We start from the raw sequence: 25,046 nt of genomic DNA, 5'->3' as shown, positions 1-25,046 counted from the left end.
AGTTAAGCGTTTACAAGAAAAAAGTGTGTATTTCAACATACACACTTTTACACAATTTGTTTTCAATTTACACAATTACACTGTTTTCAATAAACATTCTTAATATATATGCTTTTTCACTATTTCCTATAATTACATCATAAATTTTCTCTAATTGTTTAAAACACTTATTTATTATTTCAAATTCATTTTTATATTTGCTTATATAATCTTTTAAGTTCTCAAAATTATTTTCTACTCCACCATCTTTAAGTTTGTCTATCATAAAGCTAATATGAAGTATCATTCCTATTTTTACATCATTAGGAAGATTTATATTCAATTCTTTTTCCGTAACTTCAATAGTTCCTCTTACTAGGTCTACCAACCTATCAGAATCTTTTAAATTAATATGATTTTGAATAGAATTTCTTATTTTATAGAAATTTTCCTCTATATTGACTAACTCTTTTAATAAATTTATACCATTTCCACTTAAAATTTCTGCTGCTGATATAAATGGTACATCTTTAATAAATATATTTATAGTGCCAACTACTGCAATAATTTTATAGTTGTTACTAAGCTTCTCTACATTAGATAAGAAATCATTTTTGTCTAATATATTAAGAGGGACTATATCTAACTTTGAATCTATATTCAATGAATTAGATATTATATCTTTCAATCTTTCAGCAGCCCCTTCACCAGTGAAACATGCTGTTATTATTAAAAATTTTCTAACGTTTTTATCCTTAACTTTTACTTGAATTCCAAGCCTACTCAGTTCTTTACAAGAATTATATATATATTCTAAATCTCTTCCTAAAAGAGACTTTCTGCATGCTTCTATTACTACAGGAGTACTAGCCATATCTATAGTTTTTATTTCTACTCCAGTCTCTTCTGAAATCATAGGCCCAAAATTATTAAGAGACCCCATATCTACCAATAATAAAACACCTTTATCTACATCTAATTCTCTAGCTTTAATCTTTGCAATTTCATACACCTCTTCTGCTTTCATGCTTAGAGGCATGTCTATAGCTTTTGCACAATCTTCACCTAATAACTCATTAGATACTTGAACCATACTACTAGCTGTAGATTTTCCATGCATTATTACAAGTATTCCTACCCTCTTCTCACTATTTATATTATTTTCGTATTGATTTGATGCTAAAAACATAGTTAAATATCCTATTTCATCCAATGGTGTTTCAATACTAAATTCATTATCTATTATCTTTGCCACCTCTATTGCAACCATAAATTCATTGGCATATTGTGATCTTATAAAATTAAGTTTAGGATGATATATACTGCTTCCTTGTCTAATTCTTTCAATACTTCTTTGCAAATGAAGTGATAAACCAAAATAAATCTTTTCATCAAATTCCCTATTTAGTTTTTTATTTGCTAAATTCAAGATTTTATCTACAACATTGATTATATCCTTACCAACTACTTTTGTTATCTCTTCTTTTCGAAAATTTTGTGGCAAATGACTCATATATTTTTCAAAGTGAGCTTCTATATCTATATTTAAAATATCATTTATATCTTTCTCATCTATTCCTTGATCTTTTAGTGTTACAAACTTTTTTTCTATTAAATCATAAAAATAATTATCTTTATCGCATTCGTCTGATTCCTCTAAGAAATTATACTCAATATTGTTATCATAATAAAAAATTAGTATATCACGCTTTTCATTAAGTAAGTCATTTACCTCTTCTCTATATTGTTGAATTTTCATTAATCCTTTTTTTACACTTTTAGGTAAATCTATTTGTTCAATAAAAACATAATCTAAATTTTTTGTTTTATAATCTAAAAACGCTTTTGCGCAAGATAGCTGTATATCACTTTTTAACTGACCTATATTGTTAGGACAATCATATAATAAAAATGATATCAAAGCATTTTTGTCTATATAAATATTTTTTTCTAACCTTTTGGATTCCATGGTTATAAATTGTTGTAATAAATGATAACGTTCTTTAATTGTACGATCTCTCAGTGCTGGGAGAGTTACTATCATAGGCACTCTTCTAGTAAATGTTTTCAAAAGGTATGATTGTGGGTCTTCCGTAGTAGCTGCAATAATTTGTGCTTGAACCTTTATTAAATTTTCAGTATCTCCTAATTGCCTAAAGTATCCTTTATCTATATATGTAAAAAGCATTTCTTGCCCTTGAGGAGATAATCTATGAATTTCGTCTAAAAACAAAATTCCTCCATCTGCCTTTTTTAACAACCCTTCCTTATCATGTTCTGCTCCCGTATAAGCACCTTTTCTAACTCCAAAAATTTGTCCTACTACTAATTGAGGATTATCAGCATAATCTGCACAATTAAATCTTATAAATGGAGCATTTTTATCAATCATTCCTGATTCTTTAGCAAATTGATACATAAGTTCTGCAAACATAGATTTTCCTACTCCAGTTTCTCCTAATATAAGAGTATGAAGTCCCTTAGGCGGATAGAATATGGCAGCTTTTGCTTGCTGTATCGCTATTTTTAGACTTGCCTCCGCTCCTATCATTCTGTCCAAACTATTACCTATATCTATTTTCTTTTCCTCTTCCTTTTTATCTTTTAAAGAATGGTATAATACAGGTCTACCATCAGTTTTTTCTATTTTATTATTTTTAAACAACTGATTAAGATATCTGCTTACATTTGCCCTATCTAAATTCATATATTCACTTAATCTAGCAGCCGAAATATATTCATTATTTTCCGTCTCTAGTTCAATTAAAGCCTTATACACTTCATCAATTCTGCTCATTTATATCCCCCGTTTACCAATTTTCTTTAAGACTTTCAATAAATTGTTAATTTTGTATAATTTCAAAAACAATTATAATTTATTATTATAATGAACTGAACAATTTAAAAATATAGCCTTAGGAACACTAAAGAAAGTTTTAAAAGAGTGTAAAAAATAACTCTTATTTAAAACAGAACCTTATTTAATTATATTGTAACATAATAATTTTATACAAAAATGGTAAAATAATAATATTATTTATATAATTACAAAAACAATTAACAATTTAATACAATTTGATTAGAAACTTCATCATTATAGGCAAAAAAATAAGCCCTATTGGGCTAAAAAATGGCAGATTTTTAGTAATCTATCTTTATTAATAATTTAAAAATTTAAGAGTAAATGTAAAAATTTTATTGATTTTCTATTTAAATTGAGTTAAATATTCTCTATTTTTTTCTAATATATCATCTAATATATTTTTAGCTACTTCACATGATGGCACTAGTGGATGTATTGTAAGCGCCTGAAGACCTGCAAAATAATCTCCTTCGACAGCAGATAAAACAGTTAATTCTTCATAAGCTTTAACTACCTGCATAAGACCTCTTATTTTTGAAGGTACGTGTCCTATATTTGTTGGGTGAGCACCATTTTTATCTACAACACAATTCGTTTCTATTACTACATTATCTGGTAAATCTAATATAGTTCCATTGTTTTTAACATTTACTGTATGAATTTCTTTTTTATCATTATATATAGCATTGATCAATGAACATGCTGCATCTGAATAATGAGCTCCTCCTCTTTTAGCTAATTGAGGAGGTTTCACACTTAAATTTTCATCTTTATAAAGTTCAAATAAATCTTTTTCTACATTCTTTACTACTTCACCCCTTGTACCCACAGTTTCCGCATCTTTCTTTTCATCTAAAAGCATTTGATCACTTTGATAATAGTACCTATGATATGGACATGGCATCATACCTAATGATTTTATAAAATCACCTTGCCATGGAAAATCCTTGATATTCTTCATAGACATCGATTTCCCATCAGCCATTTTTTCTATTAATTGCTCAGTAACATCATCTCCATCTAAGTAAACCTTTGTTCCCCATACTAAGTGATTAAGACCTGCAAAATCAATTTTTATTCTATCCATACTTACATTCAATATATCCGCTGCCCCACTAACCATACCTATAGGAACATTACAAAGTCCAATAGTTTTTACATCTGTATACTTTAAAGCTGCTTCTGTCACAATTCCTGAAGGATTCGTAAAGTTTATGAGCCATGCATTAGGTGCTAATCTTTTTATATCCTCGCATATATCTAATATAACAGGTATAGTTCTTAAAGCTTTTGCAAATCCACCTGGTCCTGTAGTTTCTTGCCCAATCACATTATATTTTAATGGTATTTTTTCATCACTTATCCTAGCATCCAAAAGCCCTACTCTAAATTGAGTTGTAACAAAATCTGCATCTTTTATAGCTTCTTGCCTATCTAGAGTAAGGTGTATGTTAATATCTAATCCAGATTTTTCTACCATTCTTTTGGCTAAGTTACCAACTATATTCAATTTTTCTTTTCCTTCTTCAATATCCACAAGATATATATCTTTTACTGGAAGCTCGTCATACCTTTTTATAAATCCCTCTATAAGCTCTGGAGTATAGCTTGATCCTCCTCCTATTGTTGCAATTTTTATACCATTTTTACTCATCACTCTCACCTTTCTTTCTAGTATAATTCAACTTATACATTCTCATAAGTTCTATAATTAAATCCTTAGCAAGCATTGCTGTCATAAGATGATCTTGAGCATGTACTAAAAGTAGTGATACATCACATCCTTCTCCACTTGCCTCTTTTTGTATCAAACTAGTTTGTATATTATGAACTTCATAGAGCTCTTTTTTAGCTTTATCAATTAGTTCATCCGCCTTTTTAAAATCACCCTTTCTAGCAAAATTCAACCCTTCAAAACACATAGAACGTGCATCTCCTGCATGACTTATTATATTGAATACAATTTCTTCAGTGCTCACCTTTATCAGTCCCCCTTAACTATTTAATAAGATTTATAGCTAGTTCTAGTACCTTCTTAGCATCCATCCTTCCATATATTTGAGGTGGAATACATTCACATTTTTTGCCTTTTTTCTCAACTAATTGTTTAACATATTTTTCTTTATATTTTATTTGCGGTCCTAACAAAAACACATCATATTCTTCCACTTTGTCTTCAAAACTTTCCACGGTATCTGCTGATACTTCAATATCTTCAGTACCTATTTCTTTAGCAATCTTTTGCATTTTATTTACCAACAAACTTGTTGACATTCCTGCTGAACATAATAACAAAATTTTCATAATAAATCCCCCTAAAATATTCTATTAAACTTCAACACTTATATTTGAAGCTTCTTGTTTTTCTAACTGAAGTTGTTCTTTTTCTGCAACCTTAAAGAACGGTATATAAATTATTACTGAAATTACTATTGTTAAAATTGCCCATACTGCTGCTCTCCAGTCTCCGCCTGTTGTAAGGAAAGGGCCTATTATAGGTGGTGTCGTCCATGGTACCATAGCCACTGGTCTTCCAATTATATTAAAATACATTAGTATATAAGTACATATTGTTAAAATTAGAGGTATAGATACAAAAGGTATAAGTACTGTAGGATTCATAACTATTGGGAACCCAAAAATTACTGGTTCGTTTATTTGAAATATAGATGAAGGAAGAGCTAATTTCCCTAATGATTTATAAACTTTACTTTTAGATTTTAACATCAATAATACTAACGCTAAAGTAGCTCCTGTTCCCCCTATACATATAAATACAGACCAAAAACCTGCTGCTGTAATATAAGGTATAGGTTGGTGAGATGCAAATGCTTTTGTATTAGCTGCTAAATATTGAAGAAATATAGGTTCAGCTATGCTTCCCATTATAGTATCTCCATGTATTCCTACTGACCACAACAAGCATACAAATATGCTAAATACTATTATCCCAGGTAAAGTATTCAAAGCAAATACTAGTGGACTAAATACCAATGTTAAGAAACTCGTTATATCGAAACCGATTACAATTCTTATAAACCATGTAAGTACTATCACTGCTGCTGCTGGTAATAAAGAAGCAAAAGAATTTGCTACTGCTGGTGGAACTCCTTCTGGTAATTTTATAATAATTCCTTTTTTTACAAATACTCTTAAAATTTCAACTCCTATTATAGAAACAACTATTGATGTAAAAAGTCCTGATGAATCAAATTTACTTGTATCTAATACATACTTTTCATTCATTTGAGTAAGAAGAAATGCTACTAAAGATATCATAGCACCACTTATGGGTTCTAAATTGTATTCTTTAGATAGATTATACCCTATACCTATAGTAGCTAAAACTGCTATTACTCCAAAACTAGCATTTACAGCAGCTCCTAATTTTCCTACCCAGTCTCCTAGCATATCCTGCCAGTGAGGTATAGGTAAGTTAGTGATTATCAAAAACATACTTCCAACAATTATAAAAGGTATAACGGCAGCAATTCCATTACGAATAGCCTTTAAATGTTTTTGATTACCCATCTTAACTAATGGTGGTACCATTTTCTCCTGAAAAAAATCCATAAATCCATTCATAAAATAACCCTCCTATTAGAATTATAATTGTTACATATATTTCAGCATATTTTGTGCCAAAAAATAGAAGCTCTTTTATAAGGAGCTTCTACGCTATGTGTTTCATTTTATTCTATTTTAATACACATGTGTGTGTTAAATAGAATATATAATTTTTGTTATATTTATATATTCTTCCATAGTCATAGATACAGAAAACTTCCGTTCTATGGGTAATACTGCATTTTTGATTAATTTTATATTTTCTTCATATCCACTAGGAATCTGTATATTTGTATTTAAGTGTTTCATTTTTTTATTACTTAACACACGTTCTAATACACATCCTATATGTAGTATTAATCCAACTATCAAATTTTCATCTAATTGCACTTTTTCACCCAATAAATACATATAAAAATTTTTAAAACTCTCAATATATTTAGATGAATCTATATTTATATTTTCCTCTATTACACTTTTCATATTGTTTATCGTCTTTAGCATATTCATGCGTTCATCTAAAATAAGTATTTTTTCCTCATTAAATATATCAGAGGTAGATATATATAATATAGAGTCATCAAGGGGTTTTATAGCACTGATCACAGCTATTACATTTTTATCTTCTTTTATTTTTTCTATGTCCTTGTTAAACTTATCTTTGCTAAGTATATCAATACATAATACATCTACATCCTTGTCTTTCGTATTAAGCTTATGTTCAATTATAGATTTTAACTTAACTGCAGTTCCTTCACCTGTAATACAAGCTGTAATTATCACATCTTTTTTTAGCTTATGATTGAAATCAAAATTTTCTATATATATTCTTCCTATATAAGGACTTAAATTTAAGCAAGCCTCATATACTTCCTCTAAAGAGGAATTAACCAAAGCTTTTCTTGTTCCTTCTAAAACCATGGGTGTACATACCATTTCTATAGTTTTAACTGGTATTTTAGTTCTTTCATATATAAGATCACCAAAAAAAACCAATGATCCCATATCAACTAAAAGCAAAATGCCTTTTCCTTTATTAATTTTTTTTGATATACTAATTAGATTTTCTAGTGCATCTTCTGGTTTTTGTTCTAAAGGCATATTATATCCAACTGCATAATTTTCTTCTAAAAGCCTATTTGCTACATCTACTATAGAGGTTGCACTACTTTCTCCATGCATAGCTACTAGAACAGCAACCTTCCCATCAGACTCAATAATTTCTTTATTTACACATAGAAACATACATATAAATCCAACTTCATCTTCAGGTACTTTTATGTTAAATGATTCTTCTATTTTTTCTTTTAATAAGTACGCATACTTAAATTCTTCAACATAATTTTTCTTTATATATTCTAATTGGTGGTTCTTTATTTCCTTACCACTTCTTATTCTTTCTATGGAACTAGCAACATGCATTGATAATCCATATAATATTTTTGCTTCAAATTTTTTATACATTTTTTCTTCGCAATAGTTCAAAAATTTATCCACTATATTTACGATTTTTTTATCTACCACTTTATATATTTTATCTAAATGTTTTTCATCAATATTTAAAATATATTTTTTAAAATAAGTATCTATATCTAAACTCATTATAAGCTTTATATCTTTTTCATTAATTCCTTTAGCTTCTAATGATTTCCTTTTACCTTCCAGATATTCATAAAAATTATAAACCTTTATATCTTTATTCTCCGAAGAATCTTTATTCTCTACTTGAAATTTTGTAATATCTATATTTACAAATTTATCAATTTCTTCTCTACAAGATTTATATAATAAAAGTCCTTGTATTATATATTTTTGCAAGTCCTCACTTTGGACACATATATCCTTGCTGTTCTTTAGCATACTCTCTAAAAATGCTTTAGCACAGCATAATTTTATATCGCTTTTTAATTGACCTATATTATTAGGACAATCATATAACAACAAAGCTTTTAAAGCATTTGCTGTAACTTTTATATCTGATTTTATACATCTTGCTTCTTCCTTGAAAAAATTACTTATGAGCGAGTATCTTTCTTCTATTGTTCTGTCTTTTAATGATGGTAATCTAATTATCATAGGTATTCTTCTTATAAAAGTTTTTAAAAGGACAGATTCAACATTTTCAGTAGTAGCACATATTATTAATATATTAGCTTTGTGTTGAATATCCACTTCTCCAAGTTTTCTATATACTCCTTTATCTATTATATAAAATAGCATTTCTTGTCCTTCTGGTGGTAGTCTATGTACTTCATCTAAAAAAAGAATTCCATCATTAGCTTTTTCTATAAGCCCTGATTTATCCTTATTAGCTCCAGTATAAGCACCCTTTTTCACTCCAAAAAGTTGACTCATAAGCAATTGGGGATTATTGGCATAATCTGAGCAATTAAAAATTATGAATGGTGCATTATCTTTAATTTTTCCTATATGTTTAGCATAATTATACATACTTTCTGCAAACATAGATTTTCCTGTTCCTGTTTCCCCAAGAATTATAGTATGAAGCCCTTTAGGCGGATACATTATAGCTGCTCTTGCTTGCTGCACTGAGTTCTTTAAACTTAAATTGGAACCTATTATATTGTCGAAGACATCTGTATTTATACCTTCAAAGTAACCTTCACTCAATTCTTTATCTTTTATTTTATATAACACAGGTTTACCTTGTATTTTAATGATTCTCCCCATTTTGTATAGTTTGTTTAAATCACTAGATACATTACTTCTATGAATATTTAGTCTTTCAGCTAAATTTTGGGTAGAAAATCCAATAACCTTACCTTTCTCTCTAAAATTTCTTATACAATTTTTTTTGAGTTCTTCATATACTGTATCTATTCTTTTCATTCTTCTCCCCCACGCAATTCTATTACATTAATTAACCCTTATTACATATATTATAATATCATATATTATTTGGAAGTATATTCTTAAATGACAATTATTTATAATAAGTTTTTAAAATTAAGTAAAATTATTATAATACTACCTTGTGGGTTTTTATTTTTTAAATACACATCTTTATACTAGAATAATTTATTGATTATTTTAAAATTCTATTTTTGCTTCAACCCCAAAATGGTCTGAAATTGTTTTTCCTCTTATTCCATTAAATATAACTTTACAATATTCTACTTTTAAATTTTTATTAGATAATATTAGGTCTAACCTCATATTTTTTGTATTACCTTCCCAACCATCAATCTTTCCAATAATAGTTACACCATTATCTTTCATTTTAGCTAAATTGTATATATCTTTAATGTTTTTATCTATAATATAATCATATCCTTCATTACTTAAGAATGCATCATTGTTAAAATCACCCATTAGTATGCATGTTTCATCTTTTTTCACATGTTCAAGTAATTTATTTGCTTGAAATTTAAAATCTTCCTCTTTGTCATCCCACCAACCTAAGTGACAGGAGTAAACTGAGATAGGTTTATTATTGTAAACTATTTTACATTTTATTATCTTTCTAGTTTTCCAATAACTTTGATCTTTACTTTTAGAAACATAGAAAGACTCTTTTTCTTTTATATGATGTTTAGTTAATATAGAAATACCTTCTTCATATTTATCATAACCTATATGGGAAAACTCCCACAGAAATTTAAATCTAGTTTCCCCTAATTTTTCAAGTTCTTTCATTAATATAAACCCAAAATTATCTTCTTTTATATTATCAAATAATACTTTGCTATTAATGCTCTGACTAACTTCTTGAAGGGCAATGATATCATAATTATTCTGATAGATTATCTTTGCCAAATATTTTATTTTTTCTATTTGTTTTTCTTCTTGCCAAGAATGGCAATTTAAAGTTAAAATTCTCATAATTCATCCTCCCAAATTTCATCAAAAAAATTTTTCTCCAAATGCATATATTACAGGCATGTTAAGATGAAAGCCATCTTCTTTTTTATATCTTTCAAGAATATTAAATATCTCTTTTTTGTATTCTTTAAATTTGTCAGAACCTAGCTTCTCTATCTCATCAAAAGCCATTCTTACTTCATTAGAATTCATTTCTTTCCACCACTCTTCTTTGCTTTTATAAATAATATCCGATTCTTCTTGATATACTTTAACATTTTTTAATCCTGAGTTTTCCAATATTCTTTTTACATCATTTATTGTATTAAATTCTGTAATATTTGATTTTTCAGCACTCTTTTTATTAGGTGACTTTATATTTATGTATTTATTAGTTATATCAACTAACCATTTTTTCTGTTCTTGCACTCCCCAAATACTAAATCCAACTTGTCCATTTTTCTTAAGAACTCTTATTATTTCGGTTAATTTGATATCACTAGGTAAAATATAGCCAATACCAAATCCACAGATAACATTATCAAAAAAATTATCATTAAATCTTAAATTCAATGCATTCATCTTTCTAACTTCCGCATTATTTATACTTTGTTTTACTATATCATTATATGTTTCATTTACCATATTCTCTGAAATGTCTATCCCTATAGCATAACCGTTTTTACCAATCTTTTTTATTGCAGGAAATAATGAAGCACCTCTTCCCATTGCTACATCTAATATTTTTGCTCCTTCTTTAATACTAGAAAGTTCCACTAATCGCTTTCCAAATTCATTCCAAAAATCAGGTCCACCTTTACTAAAATCATGTGCAACTTTATTCCATATGTTAGTAGACTTTACTTTTTCCCCAACCATTATACAACTTTCCTTTCTATATCTCGTATAGTATAAGCTACACGGATGGATTTTGCATATTCGTTATAGTTTATTTCTAAATATAATAATAAATATTCATTTATCAACTCCTCTTTCTTGTTAATTCCTTCATAGTATTTAATTCAATTCTTGTATAAGTTTGTTTTTATTTCATAATATTATACCATTTTGGATTATTTTACAAATATATTGTGTGATAATTTTATTTTATATACAACAAAAGACTGGCAGTTACCCCACCAGTCTTTTTAAACAATTTCTTTTTAGAACTATGCTTTTAATATCGTTTTTCAGATTATATAAAATCATTAATTTGTTAAAACATGTAATTTCAAATTAAAGTACATCTTTAGGCTCTAAAGTTATACTTCCATCTTCTTTTACAATACATGGCATACCAATTCCATGTTCTTCTCTTATTTTACTATAACAAGAATTAGTGTCTCTTATAGCTAAAAATTCTTTTAAATTTGATAATTCTTTTGTAATGTCTTTAAAAACATACTCAACTTTATTTTCTTCAAATAATTTTTTTGCCTCCATAGTATCTTCACATAACTCACTTCCATACATAATAATGCTCATTTTATTTCTCCTCTCTTTAGTTAAAAATTTTTATTTATTATAATATTTATTTCTTACTTTTTTAAAATGCTATTTTTTTAAAGGCTTTCTATTGTTATTATAAATTATTAACTGCATCTTTTAATTGATCAAGGGCTTTTTCAAGAATAGAACGCGGACATGCTGCATTCAATCTCATGAATCCTGTTAAGTCTCTATCAAAGCCATTACCAGCATTCAATCCAATTTTAGCTTTTTTAATCATAAATTCATTTAGCTCTTCATCTGTAAGTCCTAATTCACGGCAATCAATCCATACTAAGTAAGTACACTCAGGGATGTTAGGTTTAATCTTTGGAATATATTTTTTACAATAACTATGAATAAATTTCATATTATCTTCTAAATACTTTAGTAATTGCTCAAGCCACTCTTCACCTTCATTGTAAGCAGCAATTGAAGCCACAAGGCTAAAACTATTGTTTCTATGAATTTCTAAACTATGCCATAACTTTTCGAATTTTGCCTTTTCTTCTTGGTTATTAAAAATAACTGAAGCAGCTTGTAGTCCTGCTAAATTAAAAGTCTTGCTTATAGCAGTACATGTAATAGTATTAGCTGCAAATTCTCTTGAAATACTTGCCATAGGGATATGTTTATTTCCCCATAACATTAAATCAGCATGAATTTCATCAGAAATTACTGTTACTCCATATTTAATACATAACTCTCCCATTTTTGTAAGCTCTTCTCTTGACCATGGATGTCCAGTTGGATTTTGTGGATTGCAAAGAATAAAAGCTTTTGGATGTCTTTTTAATTTATTTTCAAAATCAGTATAATCAATGCTCCATGCCCCATCCTTTTCTACAAGACGACTTGCTAAAACTTTTCTATCTGCAGCTTCTACTATGTCATAAAATTCAGGATATACTGGTGTTTGAATTAAAATTTCATCACCAATTTCACTTAACTGTCTTATAAGAGCTGCAAGAGCTGGTACAACTCCAACACTAAAGCTTAAAAGTTCTTTATCAATATCCCAATTATTTCTCTTCTTTTGCCATCTACACAAAGAATCAAAATATTCATCAGGTCTTGAAACATATCCAAATATTTCTTGTTCTGCTCTTGCTTTTATAGCATCAGTAATTGGTTTAGCTGTAGCAAAATCCATGTCTGCTATCCATAAAGGAATTACATCATCTGTTCCAAATTTTTTTATACGCTCATCATATTTTGCGCAATTAGTTCCTTCTCTGTAACTTATTTTATCAAAATCATAAATCATTTTTATCACCTTTCCCTTGTTGCCAATTTGTTATTAATATTATCATCACAAAATACAATGAGCAATAATTATGCCAATTTTTATTGGCTATATTCTATATCTGATTATTTTATTTCTGGCTCTCTTTTAGAAGAATGTAAAGAGTAACTTTCTTTTAAAGATTCCTTCATTTAGAATTGTTTTGAAATTATAAGTCATAAATTATTCACTAAAAAACAATCCACTTTTAAAAGATAATAGGTTTATTTGGTTAACCACATTTACCAAATAAACCTATTGATTCTTTTTATATACAATTATTAAAATTTAGGCTCACTAATTAAATTTCACATAGGATTTAGGACCCCATCTAAAACTAATAATCCTATTAATCCTAATTATTTTATAACTTAATACTTTGCGTTATTAGGGAGCATTTCATTTTTGTAAATCATCATACCAAGCTTTGTAATACGGCTGCCTCCTCGCCCTCTTGATGAACTTATTAGTCCCACTTCAGCCAGCTTTGACAACATATTACGTATCTCTTGTTCTGTCAAAAATAATCCTTCATGATCAGCATAATCTGCTAATCTTTTTCTTCCTATTGATTTTCTTTGCTCATAAGCCACAGCTAATTTGCCTAAAATAAACTCAAATTCATTTTCGTATCCAACTGTCAAATCTTTGTATTTTTTCAGTACTTGATTATAAACGTCATCATAAGAATCACTATGCTCCTCATAAACCACCTGTTTTTTTTCTTGTTTTTCTAATCCTGCAGGTAATTCCTCAATAGTAATTAAAGGCTCGCCCATATAAGTAAAATATTCAACATAATTATGAAGTTCTCTTACATTTCCATCCCATTTATGAGACAAGAGAATATCTTTCACTTCTTCACTAAGCTCAAAATTTCCGCCTACTTTACTTTTTATATCCTCCAAAAGCAACATAATATCTTCTTTTCTATCTCTTAAAGGTGGTAACTCAATAGGTAAAGTATTTAAACGGTAATATAAATCCTTTCTAAAACTTCCCTTTTCAACTAACTTCTCCAAACTTTCATTTGTAGCAGCAATAATCCTAACATCAATTTGTATAATAGAATGTCCACCTATCCTTGTAACTTCTCTTTCTTGGATTACTCTTAAAAGTTTCATCTGCAGAGCAGGACTCATTCCTTCAATCTCATCTAAAAAAATTGTACCTCTATGAGCAAACTCAAATAGACCTGTTTTGCCACCTTTCTTAGCTCCTGTAAAAGCACCTTCCTCATAACCAAATAATTCACTTTCCAAAAGGTTATCAGCCATAGCTCCACAGTTAATAGCTATAAATGGATAATCTTTTCTACTTGAAGCATTGTGGATAGCTTGAGAAAATAATTCTTTTCCAGTTCCACTTTCTCCTGTAATTAAAATGGTGGCTTTTGTTTTTGCCATCTTTTTTGCAATCTTACATACTTTTTCAATAGCCTGACTTTTTCCTATAATATCTTCAAATGTATATTTAGCCTTATGACCTTTGTTACATAACTGAATTCTCAAATTATTCTGTTTATGCTCTTCCTCCGAAAAACGAGTAAGAATAACAAAAGCTCCAATAAACTTTCTATTTCTAATGACTGGAAAAATACTCATATTAATATAAACTTTATTTATTTTTATTAGTTTTGGTTCTATTGTCTTCATGTTTTTTTTACACTCTTCAAAAGGAATCTTTGGTAATGACTCTAGCACCGACTTTCCCATTAGATTTTCACTTTTAATTCCAACAATATTCTCTGCTTTATGATTACATGAAAAAACATATCCTTCGCTATCAATCCCTATAATTCCCTCATCTAAAATACTTAATAGTATCTCAAATTGACTTTCCATGCTAACTGAACGATCATACAAACGATGAATACTATAGTTATTAACTGCTATAGAAGCAAAATACTCTTGAAAAACCTTTTTTTCCAATAAATCATCAAACTTTAATTTTAGTGCTACTTCTACAATTGTAGAAGAATCCATCACCCTCTGCCCAATATCCATAATTCTCTTTACATTTTTGGGAACATACCTGTTTTCACTAGGCGTAATAGCAAAATCAATGCCTGGTATATCTTTCATTCCAGGATGATAAGGATAAAATTCAATCTGATTAATTCCTAGGCTACTTAAAGAAGCAATAACTTCCCTTGTCATTTTATAACTTAAATTTACAAGCATTGCCTTAGTTCCTTTAGGAATCATAGAAAGCTCCTCAATGGTTTCCTTTGTAAAAGTCATATTTATTTTTACCATTGGCGCATCTTTAGGAATATATCGTTTATATTCTTCATTACTATCAAAAGCATCTGTAGATACTAGATAAAGATCTGCCTTTTGAATATTGGGGATTGTATTTCCTCTCACACTATATTCATTGGTTACAATACAATCACCAAATAAATTCTTTAATTGTTGTGCATAAAACGCTCCTGCCATTGCATCCAGTGTAACAACTGCAATATTTTTTTGCATTCTGATACCTCCCCATTTTTGGTGTCTTGTATTTTTAAAATATCAAATGTATTATAAATTATAATTAATATTTTAAACTTTCTTAAATAAAAATCTCTACAAAAATGAAAGTTGATTATTAATATATCCTCTCTTGTATTCTTTCGTAATGTCTTCCATTTTATAAAGAATATCAAACTTTTCACATTCTTTTTTAAATAATTGCCATAACATCTTTGTTTTTGGTGAAGAACATTCATACTCATTTCCAAAATAATTTATATATTTTTGTTTGATACCAAAGAAATTTTCATCAAGTTTTTTATAATACCATTCTCTTTGATTTTGTCTTAATGTTACCCCAAAAGCAGGATATATAAATTTCGCACCACTTTCATAGGCTAACTGTACTATTCTTTTTATATTTTCTGCATTATCTTCTAAAAACGGTAATACTGGCATAAGTAATATACCTACAAATATATCTTCCTTTGAAAGTTCTTTAATAACTTTAAACCTTTTTGATGATACTGCCACATTTGGCTCAATCTTTTTACACATATCATCATTATAAGTTGTTATAGTAATTTTAGTTAGTACAGGAGAATGTCTTTGTATTTTCTTTAGTATATCTAAATCTCTAGTAATTAAATCACTTTTAGTGGCAATTGAAACGCCGAAACCATATGTATTAATTAACTTTAAGGCACCTCTTGTTAAACAATATTCTTGCTCAAAAGGATTATATGGATCACTCATTGAACCTGTTCCAATTATCCCTTTCCTTCGTTTCGATTTTAGTTCACGTGCAATTAATAGTAATGCATTATCTTTTGCCTTTACCTCATCAAAATTATCAATTCTATAACATTCACTACGACTATCGCAATAAATACAACCATGACAGCAGCCTTTATAAATATTCATGTTATAATTAATGCCAAACCAACTATTCTTATCTGTATATCCTGAAATAATGGTTTTTGCTGGAACATACTTCATGTTACACTCCTTTGTACTCTATAACTTTATCTTTAACTTTAAGAACATAAACAGGGTTCTTGGTTTAAGGTGGAGTTTTTGCTCCATATAGAAGTTAGTAATTGTTATCCGCTATCTAACATTCTTTACTCCTACTTTAAAGAAAATAGGAGTATTATGATGGTTAGACATTGGATAAACCCCTTATTATATAACATTTCCCACCATTAATACTTTATTCTTTAATAGATTAGTTCCATAACCATAATAAGAACCTATTTATTTGGGTATAATGTTTATGGCTTTACAACTATATATCATATTACAAATATTTTTTCAATGCTTCTTTCAGCTTTATTTTTACTATTTCTCTAATATGCTTTGGTTCCAAAATTTCTACATAATTACCATAAGACAGAATATATCCGTAAACCCACTCATTTTCCATGAGAGTTACTGTTACATTAAAACTTCCATCCTCATTTCTTTGGATACATTCCTCATCAAATTCATCATATACTCTATAAGCCATTTTGGGGTGAATTCTTAGTACAAGAGTTACTAATTTATTCTTACAAGTTTCAGATTCAGTCCAAATATCCTTTGGAATATCCCTCATAAAAGCAATATCTAATTTATTTAAGTTTTTAATACGTGTAATTTTGAATATCCTAAAATCATCTTTAACTCTGCAATAACCATATAAATACCAACTTTGTCCTTTAAAAATAAGCTTTAATGGTTCAACAGTTCTTTCAGTTTTTTCTTTATATGAACTAAAATAATCAAAAGTTATAAGATTTCTATTAAGTATTGCCCTTTTAAGTATATCAAACTTTTCTCTTTCACTGTTTTTACTTCCCCAATGTGAAAAATCAACATCAATCCAGTTCATACCTTGTTTATTAAAAAGGAGACTTAGTTTTTTGAGTACAGGTTCTGTATCAGGATATTTTGTCGCATTTAATCCCTGCAAACTCATCAATATATCATTTTGTTCCTCTTCAGATAACATAGATTTATTAAGAACAAAATTTTCAATTATACTGATGCCACCTCCTTTTCCTTTGCTTGTATAAATAGGTATACCTGCCCCTGAAAGTACTTCAATATCGCGATATATGGTCCTAATAGATACTTCAAAATGCTCAGCTAATTCCCCTGCAGTTATTGTTTTTTTATCAAGCAAAATATACACTATCTCAAATAACCTATTTATTTGCATATTTCATCACCTAATATATATTATACTTTAATTATATGACAACATAATGTCATATTATAAATATTTTATTTAATATTAGTATCTCTATTAATTTTATCACTTACAATAAAGACTATATTTTATAATACGATAATAATTATGTAAAATATAGTTTAATATAGAAAGGAATTTATATAATGGTAAAAATTCAATCCGATAAAATCTTTCATAAACAAATTGTAAATAATCTTAAAAACAACCATGACTATACTAAAAAAAAGAAAATTTTTGATGTTAAAAGATCTTCTTCAAATAACCCCAAGGTTAGAACTTATAAATATTTTTTAGAAGGCGGTGTAATAAAATTATACATTGTAGAAAATGGAATAAAAAAAGATTGTATTAAAACAATTCCTTTAAAAGATGCAAGCCCAGCAATTTTAGCTCAAGTGGAAAATTTGACTCCCTTAGATATGCTTATGATTACTGAAATGCAACAAAATGAAAATAAATCTAAAGAAGATTCTATTTATGCTACTAAAAGTTATTTAAGAAAATTAAAATAATTTTATTTAACAATTTACTAAGACATAGCTGTTTTTTAAAATAAAATCCCTCAAACTCATAGTTTAAGGGAAAATAAAATCACTTTAATAAAAATTTTTTAGACAATCTAATATAGCTTTCTTTTGTAACATATTTATACAATATAATACACCTAGTTAATAGAAATATACATGTGTATTTCACAATTTTCCATATCGCCATCACTTTGATATTCTTCAAAATCACAACTGTATTTTCTATTTAAATCCATTGACCATAATTTTGTCCAAAATTCAGAAACTGCAGTTTGAACATGACCGTTTACTACGAATTTTGCATATTTTCCTGCAGGAATTTTTTTCACTTGAACATCCACAGGTAAATTTTCACATGTACTAACTTCGCAACAAACAGTTACATCATATAATCCATTTTCATTGTTTTCATAATTAGAATAAAGTCCAATACTGCAGTTATTTTTCTTGTTTGATATAGATTCATATATACCATTATTAAAAAACTTATACCACAATCCACCAATTAATTTTGTCATGTTTCTATCAGTATTACTTGTTCGTGTAGTTATACCTACCACTGTTTTCTCATTTAATTCAACTATTTCATAATTCATTATATACACCTCTTTTCATTTAATAAAATTAGTGTACCATTTATAAACTGACAACAGTATGTCATATTATAAACTATAAAAATATATTAGCTAATAAATTTTCCAATACATAAAAATAAAAAATAGACATATCAATCATCATATTGCAATATATTTTTTCAACAAAACACTTACAAATGATGATTAAAATGTCTACAAAATATTATATCTTATTTTAATAATATACTAAATTCTAAATACACTTCTTCAAAATTAATTAAAATTCCACATCTTGTCCATAATATGTGCAAGTAAATAATTTTTCCATAGTTTTATCATCAATTTCTCTCGGATTTGATCCAGTGCAAGCATCCAATACTGCATTATGAGAAATATATTTAACATTTTCTCTAAATTCTTCCTCTGTTATGCCATAATCTTTTAAGTTTAATGGTATGTTCATAGTCTTATTCATTTCTCTAATCATTTCTATTAATGATTTTATTAATTCATCCTGATTTTCGCCTGCAAGTCCAAGATTCCTTGCAATAGTTGCATATCTTTCTCCACATGATTTAGTATTATATTGAATTACATAAGGTAAGAAAATTGCATTAGCACATCCATGAGGAATATGGAATACTGCTCCTGTTTTATGGGCCATTGAATGTGTAATTCCAAGTAATGCATTTGAGAAAGCCATTCCTGCTAAGCACTGTGCTAAATGCATTTGTCCTCTTGCTTCCTTATCTCCATTATAAGATTTAACCAAATGTTCTTTTACCATAACTATGGCTTGCATTGCAAGAGGATCAGAAAATACAGATCTTAACCCTGCCACATAAGCTTCTATAGCATGAGTTAAAGCATCCATTCCAGTATGAGCCGTTAACTTTGCTGGCATTGTTTGAGCTAATTGTGAATCTACTATAGCTATATCCGGAGTTAAATTAAAGTCAGCTAAAGGATATTTTATTTTTTTCTTGTAATCAGTTATAACTGAAAAAGCTGTAACTTCTGTAGCAGTTCCACTAGTTGATGGTATAGCTACAAATCTAGCTTTTTGTCTTAGTTCTGGTATACCAAAAGGTACAACAGCTTGTTCAAATGTAAAATCTGGGTATTCATAGAATATCCACATAGCTTTTGCTGCATCTATTGGTGATCCACCACCTATTGAAACTATTAAATCTGGTTCAAATTCTCTCATAACAGCTGCACCATTCATAACAGTTTCTACAGAAGGATCTGGTTCTACTCCCTCAATTAATTTAACTTCTATTCCTGCTTCTTTTAAATAATTTTCTACTTTATCTAAAAAGCCAAATCTCTTCATTGAGCCTCCGCCTACAACTACTACGGCTTTTTTACCCTTTAATGTTTTTAATACTTCTAAAGAACCTTCTCCAAAGTAAAGGTCTCTTGGTAATGTAAATCTTTCCATTTGTGATTCCTCCTTATATTATAAAAAATATTAAAATATTTTATTACTCTCACTACATTAGTTAAAATAATATCAAAATAAGCCTTGACAAATATAAAACAAAGAGTTACAAATTAATAAAAATACATTTAATCTTAACTCAATTAGTATATTTATATTTCATTTTTGTGTATATATTACTTACACAATCTTCAGTAAAAAGTAAATTTTCCTCACAATACTCTGAAATTCTTTGATTTACTTTATCTATAAATCTTTAACAAATCACAAAATGTTTATCCAATCAATAATTTTTGAGATTTTAAAAATTTGATTAAACAAAGTATAAATATACATTATAAAACTTTAATAGATTTTTTTAACATTTATATCAACCTCATTATAACACTATATATATCCCTAAAACAACTATAATGACAAAATTTTAACAACAATAAAAAATCTACAAAGGAGTCTGTGACTTTACACAAACTCTTTTGCAGACTCTTTAGTCATTTTTATCCAATTTATCATAGTATCAAGTGTAAGTTTTGTATTCCCCATATTGCAATGATTAGAAGCACTTTCTTTCTCTGTAAAAAGACGAAAAGTTAAAGAACGTACGTTACTTAAAGAATCTAGCTCCTCTTTAAAAAGTTTATAATTAATAAAATGATCTTGATTTGCTCCTAATACTAACACATCCTGATCAATTAAGTGTCCCACATCCATAATTTGAAATTGGTTAAGCTTTACTAAATACTCATAAGGAGATTTTGCATTATAAGCATACATACCATGTTTAATTGCCCAATCTACTGTAGGATCTTTTTTAGCTTCCATATTAAAAATCAAGTTCAATATTGGCGCAACACCAAAATTCATTAACATTTTCACTAATTTTTTTAACAAATAAGGAACCGTACCTAATGCAACTAAAAAGAAATTAGGGAAAATAGACCATGCTATAACTCGCTTAATCCTTTTTTCATAAGCTGCTGCTCTTGGTGCTAACATTCCTCCTAATGATGCACCTATAATAGTAATATCACCAATTCCAAGATAATCAAGCACCGTTGTTACAGGCTTTTCCCATTTATAAGTAAAATGTTTTCCTTGAGTACGCATAACACCACCTTGACCTGGTCCTTCAAAAAGATATACATCAAAACCCTTCTCTGCAAAATAAAGCATTGGGAAAAATAATTCCTCCATATAAGAGTCATTTCCACCATGTAGCAAAATCGTATCCTTCTTTTCCCCTACTGCTTTTGTATATAATACTGGAAGTTTTACTCCCTCATAGGGAACTTCATACTGTATTACAGTTCCATCTTCAAAATATTCTTTATAATAATCATAAAACATATCTGTAGCTAATTTATAATACTTTACTTTATCTGGATCTCCATCATACATAAAAAATTCACTCATGCGATAATATGCAATAGCTTCTTTTATTCGCCCTTGATTTACAGCTTGATTTCCTATTTCAATTAACTCTTCTTTCCACGTAGTACTATCTTTAATTTTATTAGCAATTTTCTTAATATCTTCTAAGTCCCCATCATTCCACATTACTACACGATTTAATTGAAAATTGAAATTATCTTCTTCATTTAAATTGTACAATCCTTTTTGAAAAGTAATCTTATCTTTTTTCATCTTGCTTTCTCTCCTATCATAACTATACTTAAAAGGCATAGTCTTTTATTAATCTGACTATGCCTTTATTATAATTATGAATTGAAAATAAAACTTCTAAATAATAGCTAAAGTTTTAAACACTACAATGCTTTTATCATATTTACAAAAATTTTTTATTTCTATACCTGAATAAATCTTACATCTTTTCGAAGTTCATTTGCTGATATTCCAAACATATTTTTGTTAGTTGTAGCAAAATGAGATGGACTATTAAATCCAGCCTTTATAGATGCTTCTGTTATATTTTCTCCTAGGGATATATAGTCATATGTTTTTGCTATTTTCATGATAACTAAAAAACTATTTAAGGATATCTTCGTCTCTTCCTTAAATAAATGAGAAAGCCTACTTTGAGATAAGTATACTCTTTGAGCTAACTCCCCTATGATGCCCTCTGTAATTTCTTCTGTATCTTTAAGTAATGACAATACTTCTTTTATTCTACCATCTTTTATATATGGTTTCTTTGTATTTAAATTACAAGCTCCTAATATTCTTTCATATGTATTAGAATAAGCCTTTTCTACTTGGTGAGCATCTTTTAAATTTTTCATATTCTCATTCCAAATTGTTTTAATTTCCTGTACAGTATCTAGTTCAATAACATGGTATAGTTTATCCTTTAAATATTTTTCTTCTATTTCCTTAGCTATGTCGGTAGTTTCATCAAATAGATATACTAAAACATCATTTTTATTAGTTTCAACAGTATGGAGTACATTAGAAGAAATCATAATTCCTTCACAAATCACCTTTTCATTTTGAATAAAACAATTAATTTTTCCATCTAAACTAATTAATAAATGTTTTGCCCAATGTTTGTGCTTTTCTGGGTCGCTATAGTCATCTACTAAGAGTACATGATCCATACCACAAAAAACATTTGTCATTTTTCTCACCACTTTTATTTATTTTTTAGTTATTATATAAACATTATTAATAAAAATGCAGATTCCTCTTAAGTAAAAGATTTTTAACCATTGTAACATACTTTCACTTTATCTTTCTAATTTAAAAATAAAAACGTCCGTAAAAATTTCATTTACGAACGTTTTATTATCAATGTGTAGTTGTCATCCTAGGATTTTCAAAGCTAGGCGGGGTTGGTTCTGGAGATTCAAAATATTTTCCCGGTGTAGAAAAATCAAAATAAAGTTTAGAATCATTAGTTACACCAAAATCTCTATTTGAACCTGTATCTTTAACCTTATTTAAAGCTTCTCTAAATAAAGCATTATGAGCCTCTTCTCTATTTAACAAAAAGTCTATAGTTTCTCTTACATATTTATCATTTATTTGTCTATAAAGATATTCATATACAACTTTAGCCCTTTGTTCCGCCGCAATATTAGATAATAAATCAGCGGCTAAGTCTCCAGTAACATTCACATAATTAGCTGTCCAAGGCTCCCCTGAAGCATTAGCTAACATTGGAGAAAGCCCTCCAAGCACAGCACTTTCAATTTGTCCTTCAGTTACTTTTTCAACTGCTAAATCATGACCATTTAAAAGATTAATGGTTTCAGCTACCATCTCCATATGACCTAATTCTTCTGCACCTATATCTAAAAATAAATCTTTTATGGCAACATCTTTAATTCTAAAGCTTTGAGAAATATATTGAAGTGCAGCTTTAAGTTCACCGTTTGGACCTCCAAGTTGTTCTTGCAACAAAGCTGCATATTGTGGATTAGGTTTTTCTACTTGTACATTCCTTAATAAGCTTTTCTCATGCTTAAACATTATTTAGCCCTCCAATTATTTTATTGATTTTGATTGTATTGAGGTTCTTCACACTTTACAAAGTTCACTCTATTTTGTAACATTTGAGCTATATTATCTGCATTTGTAGATAGCATATCAAACATTTGTTTTGCTTCTTTATCATTAGTATCCATAGAGAAGGTTTTTAAATCTGCGGAAAGTCCTTTAGCACTTGCCAAAGCCTTTTCTAATTTGTTTATTGTAGCCATGTTATCACCTCCAGAGATTTACAACTATTATTATTTACAAAACTTTATTTAAATATTAAAAAATATTTGGTGTATTTATTTTCTTATTTTTAAAATTAACAAATAATTGCCCTGAAGAATCATATTGAGCTAAAAGTACCTCATCAAAATTAGAAACCGAAAATGCCTTAAGCTGATTTAATAGCCACTCTTCATTTTTTTGAAGAAATGTAAGATTTACTTTGTCTATTTTTCCATCAATAATAAGAGGAAAACTTAAATTTACTGGTGCTGTAGGTATGCCCATTTCTTTAGGAGTAACAGGGCTAGATTGTGAAGTAGGTATAACAGACATTTTTCCACTAGGCTCTATTATTGCATACCTTACATCAGATACATTTTGATAACCTTTTATTCTAAGTTCAGACAAAAGTAGTGGCAAATTCATACGAGCTTTTTTTAGTTCTTGTTCTATAATCTTTCCTTCTGAAATAACTATAGTTGGTCTAGCATCTATATTATAAAAAAATTTTTTTAATGATAAATTTCCTAGAAAAGCTGTAGCTAGTAATATAGCAAAAACCCCTACTGTCGCCTTAGAGGTTATCTTATATACTAAAGGTTCTGCTGCTACTGTAGTTAAAAGCATTATTGCAGCTAGATCATAAGATGTCATCTCAGCAATTGATTTTTTTCCTACTAACCTTACCCCAGTCCAAGACACCAGCAACATTATAATGCATCTTAATACATAAATGATTATATCCATAATACTCCTCCTTATGGTTCAGGAACAACTCGATTCATGTTTTTCCATATATCTTCTGCCGCTAATATATTACTTAAAGTTATGTCTAATTGTTTTGCATTAGCTCCTCCTATAATATGATTAAGATGATTTTCAAAAGTTGAAAATTCTGTTTCAGCAAAATTAAACATTATAAAATGCTTTTCATTATTCCATGACTCTTTAATAGCTGTAGAAATTTCTAAAACCTTATTCCAATCTTCTTTCATTGTATAATTTTCTGCTAATTTTAGATTTTCTCCTATTTCATTTTCAAAATTTAAATTTAAAATTGAAAAATATCCTACAAATATAACTAAAATAGCAGTAACTAGTATAATACTTACTGTACTATTTTTCATATGATCACTCCCTA

General features: G+C 28.2%; 22 protein-coding genes. 1 reads left to right on the top strand and 21 read right to left on the bottom strand.

All coding sequences use genetic code 11. From position 1 onward, the window contains the following. Positions 1 to 67: 67 nt before the first annotated feature. The 13 genes from OW729_RS15005 to OW729_RS14945 all read right to left on the bottom strand — a co-directional run bounded on the left by OW729_RS15005 (position 68) and on the right by OW729_RS14945 (position 17,666). Positions 68 to 2,776: a sigma 54-interacting transcriptional regulator gene (locus OW729_RS15005; RefSeq protein ID WP_268062365.1), complete on the bottom strand. Its 2,709-nt coding sequence runs from the start codon at positions 2,774 to 2,776 to the stop codon at positions 68 to 70. Positions 2,777 to 3,185: 409 nt separating this feature from the next. Beyond that, a complete protein-coding gene (locus OW729_RS15000; RefSeq protein WP_268062364.1) occupies positions 3,186 to 4,496 on the bottom strand; it encodes a 6-phospho-beta-glucosidase in 1,311 nt (436 codons plus the stop codon). After that, a complete protein-coding gene (locus OW729_RS14995; protein WP_268062375.1) occupies positions 4,489 to 4,827 on the bottom strand; it encodes a PTS lactose/cellobiose transporter subunit IIA in 339 nt (112 codons plus the stop codon). The genes OW729_RS15000 and OW729_RS14995 overlap by 8 nt, the downstream gene beginning before the upstream one ends. A 13-nt stretch (positions 4,828 to 4,840) precedes the next feature. Beyond that, complete coding sequence (locus OW729_RS14990; RefSeq protein ID WP_268062363.1) at positions 4,841 to 5,146, bottom strand: PTS sugar transporter subunit IIB; 306 nt, start codon at positions 5,144 to 5,146, stop codon at positions 4,841 to 4,843. 24 nt (positions 5,147 to 5,170) lie between these two features. Next, positions 5,171 to 6,427: a PTS sugar transporter subunit IIC gene (locus tag OW729_RS14985; RefSeq protein ID WP_268062362.1), complete on the bottom strand. Its 1,257-nt coding sequence runs from the start codon at positions 6,425 to 6,427 to the stop codon at positions 5,171 to 5,173. A gap of 135 nt (positions 6,428 to 6,562) precedes the next feature. Next, positions 6,563 to 9,259 carry a sigma-54-dependent transcriptional regulator gene (locus OW729_RS14980; RefSeq protein WP_268062361.1) on the bottom strand — a complete coding sequence of 899 codons (2,697 nt, stop codon included), beginning with the start codon at positions 9,257 to 9,259 and terminating at the stop codon, positions 6,563 to 6,565. Positions 9,260 to 9,460: 201 nt separating this feature from the next. Beyond that, positions 9,461 to 10,252 carry an endonuclease/exonuclease/phosphatase family protein gene (locus tag OW729_RS14975; RefSeq protein WP_268062360.1) on the bottom strand — a complete coding sequence of 264 codons (792 nt, stop codon included), beginning with the start codon at positions 10,250 to 10,252 and terminating at the stop codon, positions 9,461 to 9,463. A 21-nt stretch (positions 10,253 to 10,273) separates the two neighbouring features. After that, on the bottom strand, positions 10,274 to 11,110 hold the full coding sequence (locus OW729_RS14970; protein WP_268062359.1) for a class I SAM-dependent methyltransferase: 837 nt from the start codon (positions 11,108 to 11,110) through the stop codon (positions 10,274 to 10,276). Between the two features lie 357 nt (positions 11,111 to 11,467). Beyond that, complete coding sequence (locus OW729_RS14965; RefSeq protein ID WP_268062358.1) at positions 11,468 to 11,716, bottom strand: hypothetical protein; 249 nt, start codon at positions 11,714 to 11,716, stop codon at positions 11,468 to 11,470. A 97-nt stretch (positions 11,717 to 11,813) separates the two neighbouring features. Further along, positions 11,814 to 12,986, bottom strand: coding sequence for a MalY/PatB family protein (locus tag OW729_RS14960; protein WP_268062357.1), 1,173 nt, complete (start codon positions 12,984 to 12,986; stop codon positions 11,814 to 11,816). 389 nt (positions 12,987 to 13,375) lie between these two features. Continuing rightward, positions 13,376 to 15,481, bottom strand: coding sequence for a sigma-54 interaction domain-containing protein (locus OW729_RS14955; protein WP_268062356.1), 2,106 nt, complete (start codon positions 15,479 to 15,481; stop codon positions 13,376 to 13,378). A 96-nt stretch (positions 15,482 to 15,577) separates the two neighbouring features. Further along, a complete protein-coding gene (locus OW729_RS14950) occupies positions 15,578 to 16,462 on the bottom strand; it encodes an SPL family radical SAM protein (protein ID WP_268062355.1) in 885 nt (294 codons plus the stop codon). Between the two features lie 301 nt (positions 16,463 to 16,763). Beyond that, the gene (locus OW729_RS14945) at positions 16,764 to 17,666 is read right to left on the bottom strand and encodes a helix-turn-helix transcriptional regulator (RefSeq protein ID WP_268062354.1); all 903 of its coding nucleotides are present in this window, start codon (positions 17,664 to 17,666) and stop codon (positions 16,764 to 16,766) included. A gap of 176 nt (positions 17,667 to 17,842) precedes the next feature. On the opposite strand from OW729_RS14945, the gene OW729_RS14940 reads away from it, so the two are divergent. Beyond that, the gene (locus OW729_RS14940) at positions 17,843 to 18,211 is read left to right on the top strand and encodes a hypothetical protein (protein ID WP_268062353.1); all 369 of its coding nucleotides are present in this window, start codon (positions 17,843 to 17,845) and stop codon (positions 18,209 to 18,211) included. A 152-nt stretch (positions 18,212 to 18,363) separates the two neighbouring features. Here OW729_RS14940 and OW729_RS14935 read toward each other — a convergent pair whose 3' ends face one another. From OW729_RS14935 to OW729_RS14900, 8 genes are all read right to left on the bottom strand, one after another. After that, positions 18,364 to 18,822, bottom strand: coding sequence for a GyrI-like domain-containing protein (locus tag OW729_RS14935; RefSeq protein ID WP_268062352.1), 459 nt, complete (start codon positions 18,820 to 18,822; stop codon positions 18,364 to 18,366). A gap of 256 nt (positions 18,823 to 19,078) precedes the next feature. After that, positions 19,079 to 20,245 carry an iron-containing alcohol dehydrogenase gene (locus OW729_RS14930; RefSeq protein ID WP_268062351.1) on the bottom strand — a complete coding sequence of 389 codons (1,167 nt, stop codon included), beginning with the start codon at positions 20,243 to 20,245 and terminating at the stop codon, positions 19,079 to 19,081. Positions 20,246 to 20,707: 462 nt separating this feature from the next. Next, positions 20,708 to 21,889 carry an alpha/beta fold hydrolase gene (locus tag OW729_RS14925; RefSeq protein ID WP_268062350.1) on the bottom strand — a complete coding sequence of 394 codons (1,182 nt, stop codon included), beginning with the start codon at positions 21,887 to 21,889 and terminating at the stop codon, positions 20,708 to 20,710. A 161-nt stretch (positions 21,890 to 22,050) separates the two neighbouring features. Then, on the bottom strand, positions 22,051 to 22,821 hold the full coding sequence (locus OW729_RS14920) for an AraC family transcriptional regulator (RefSeq protein WP_268062349.1): 771 nt from the start codon (positions 22,819 to 22,821) through the stop codon (positions 22,051 to 22,053). A gap of 169 nt (positions 22,822 to 22,990) precedes the next feature. Beyond that, positions 22,991 to 23,674: a manganese catalase family protein gene (locus OW729_RS14915; protein WP_268062348.1), complete on the bottom strand. Its 684-nt coding sequence runs from the start codon at positions 23,672 to 23,674 to the stop codon at positions 22,991 to 22,993. 20 nt (positions 23,675 to 23,694) lie between these two features. Beyond that, positions 23,695 to 23,904: a DUF1657 domain-containing protein gene (locus tag OW729_RS14910; RefSeq protein ID WP_268062347.1), complete on the bottom strand. Its 210-nt coding sequence runs from the start codon at positions 23,902 to 23,904 to the stop codon at positions 23,695 to 23,697. Between the two features lie 55 nt (positions 23,905 to 23,959). Then, positions 23,960 to 24,652 (bottom strand): DUF421 domain-containing protein, encoded by a 693-nt coding sequence (locus OW729_RS14905; protein WP_268062346.1) that lies wholly within the window; start codon positions 24,650 to 24,652, stop codon positions 23,960 to 23,962. A gap of 11 nt (positions 24,653 to 24,663) precedes the next feature. Beyond that, on the bottom strand, positions 24,664 to 25,032 hold the full coding sequence (locus OW729_RS14900; protein ID WP_268062345.1) for a hypothetical protein: 369 nt from the start codon (positions 25,030 to 25,032) through the stop codon (positions 24,664 to 24,666). Positions 25,033 to 25,046 lie beyond the last annotated feature (14 nt).

It is taken from the genome of Clostridium brassicae (assembly GCF_026738875.1).
Classification (GTDB): domain Bacteria; phylum Bacillota; class Clostridia; order Clostridiales; family Clostridiaceae; genus Clostridium_H; species Clostridium_H brassicae.
The sequence above is the reverse complement of the archived record's forward strand: the minus strand, read 5'-3'. Positions and strand labels throughout refer to the sequence as shown.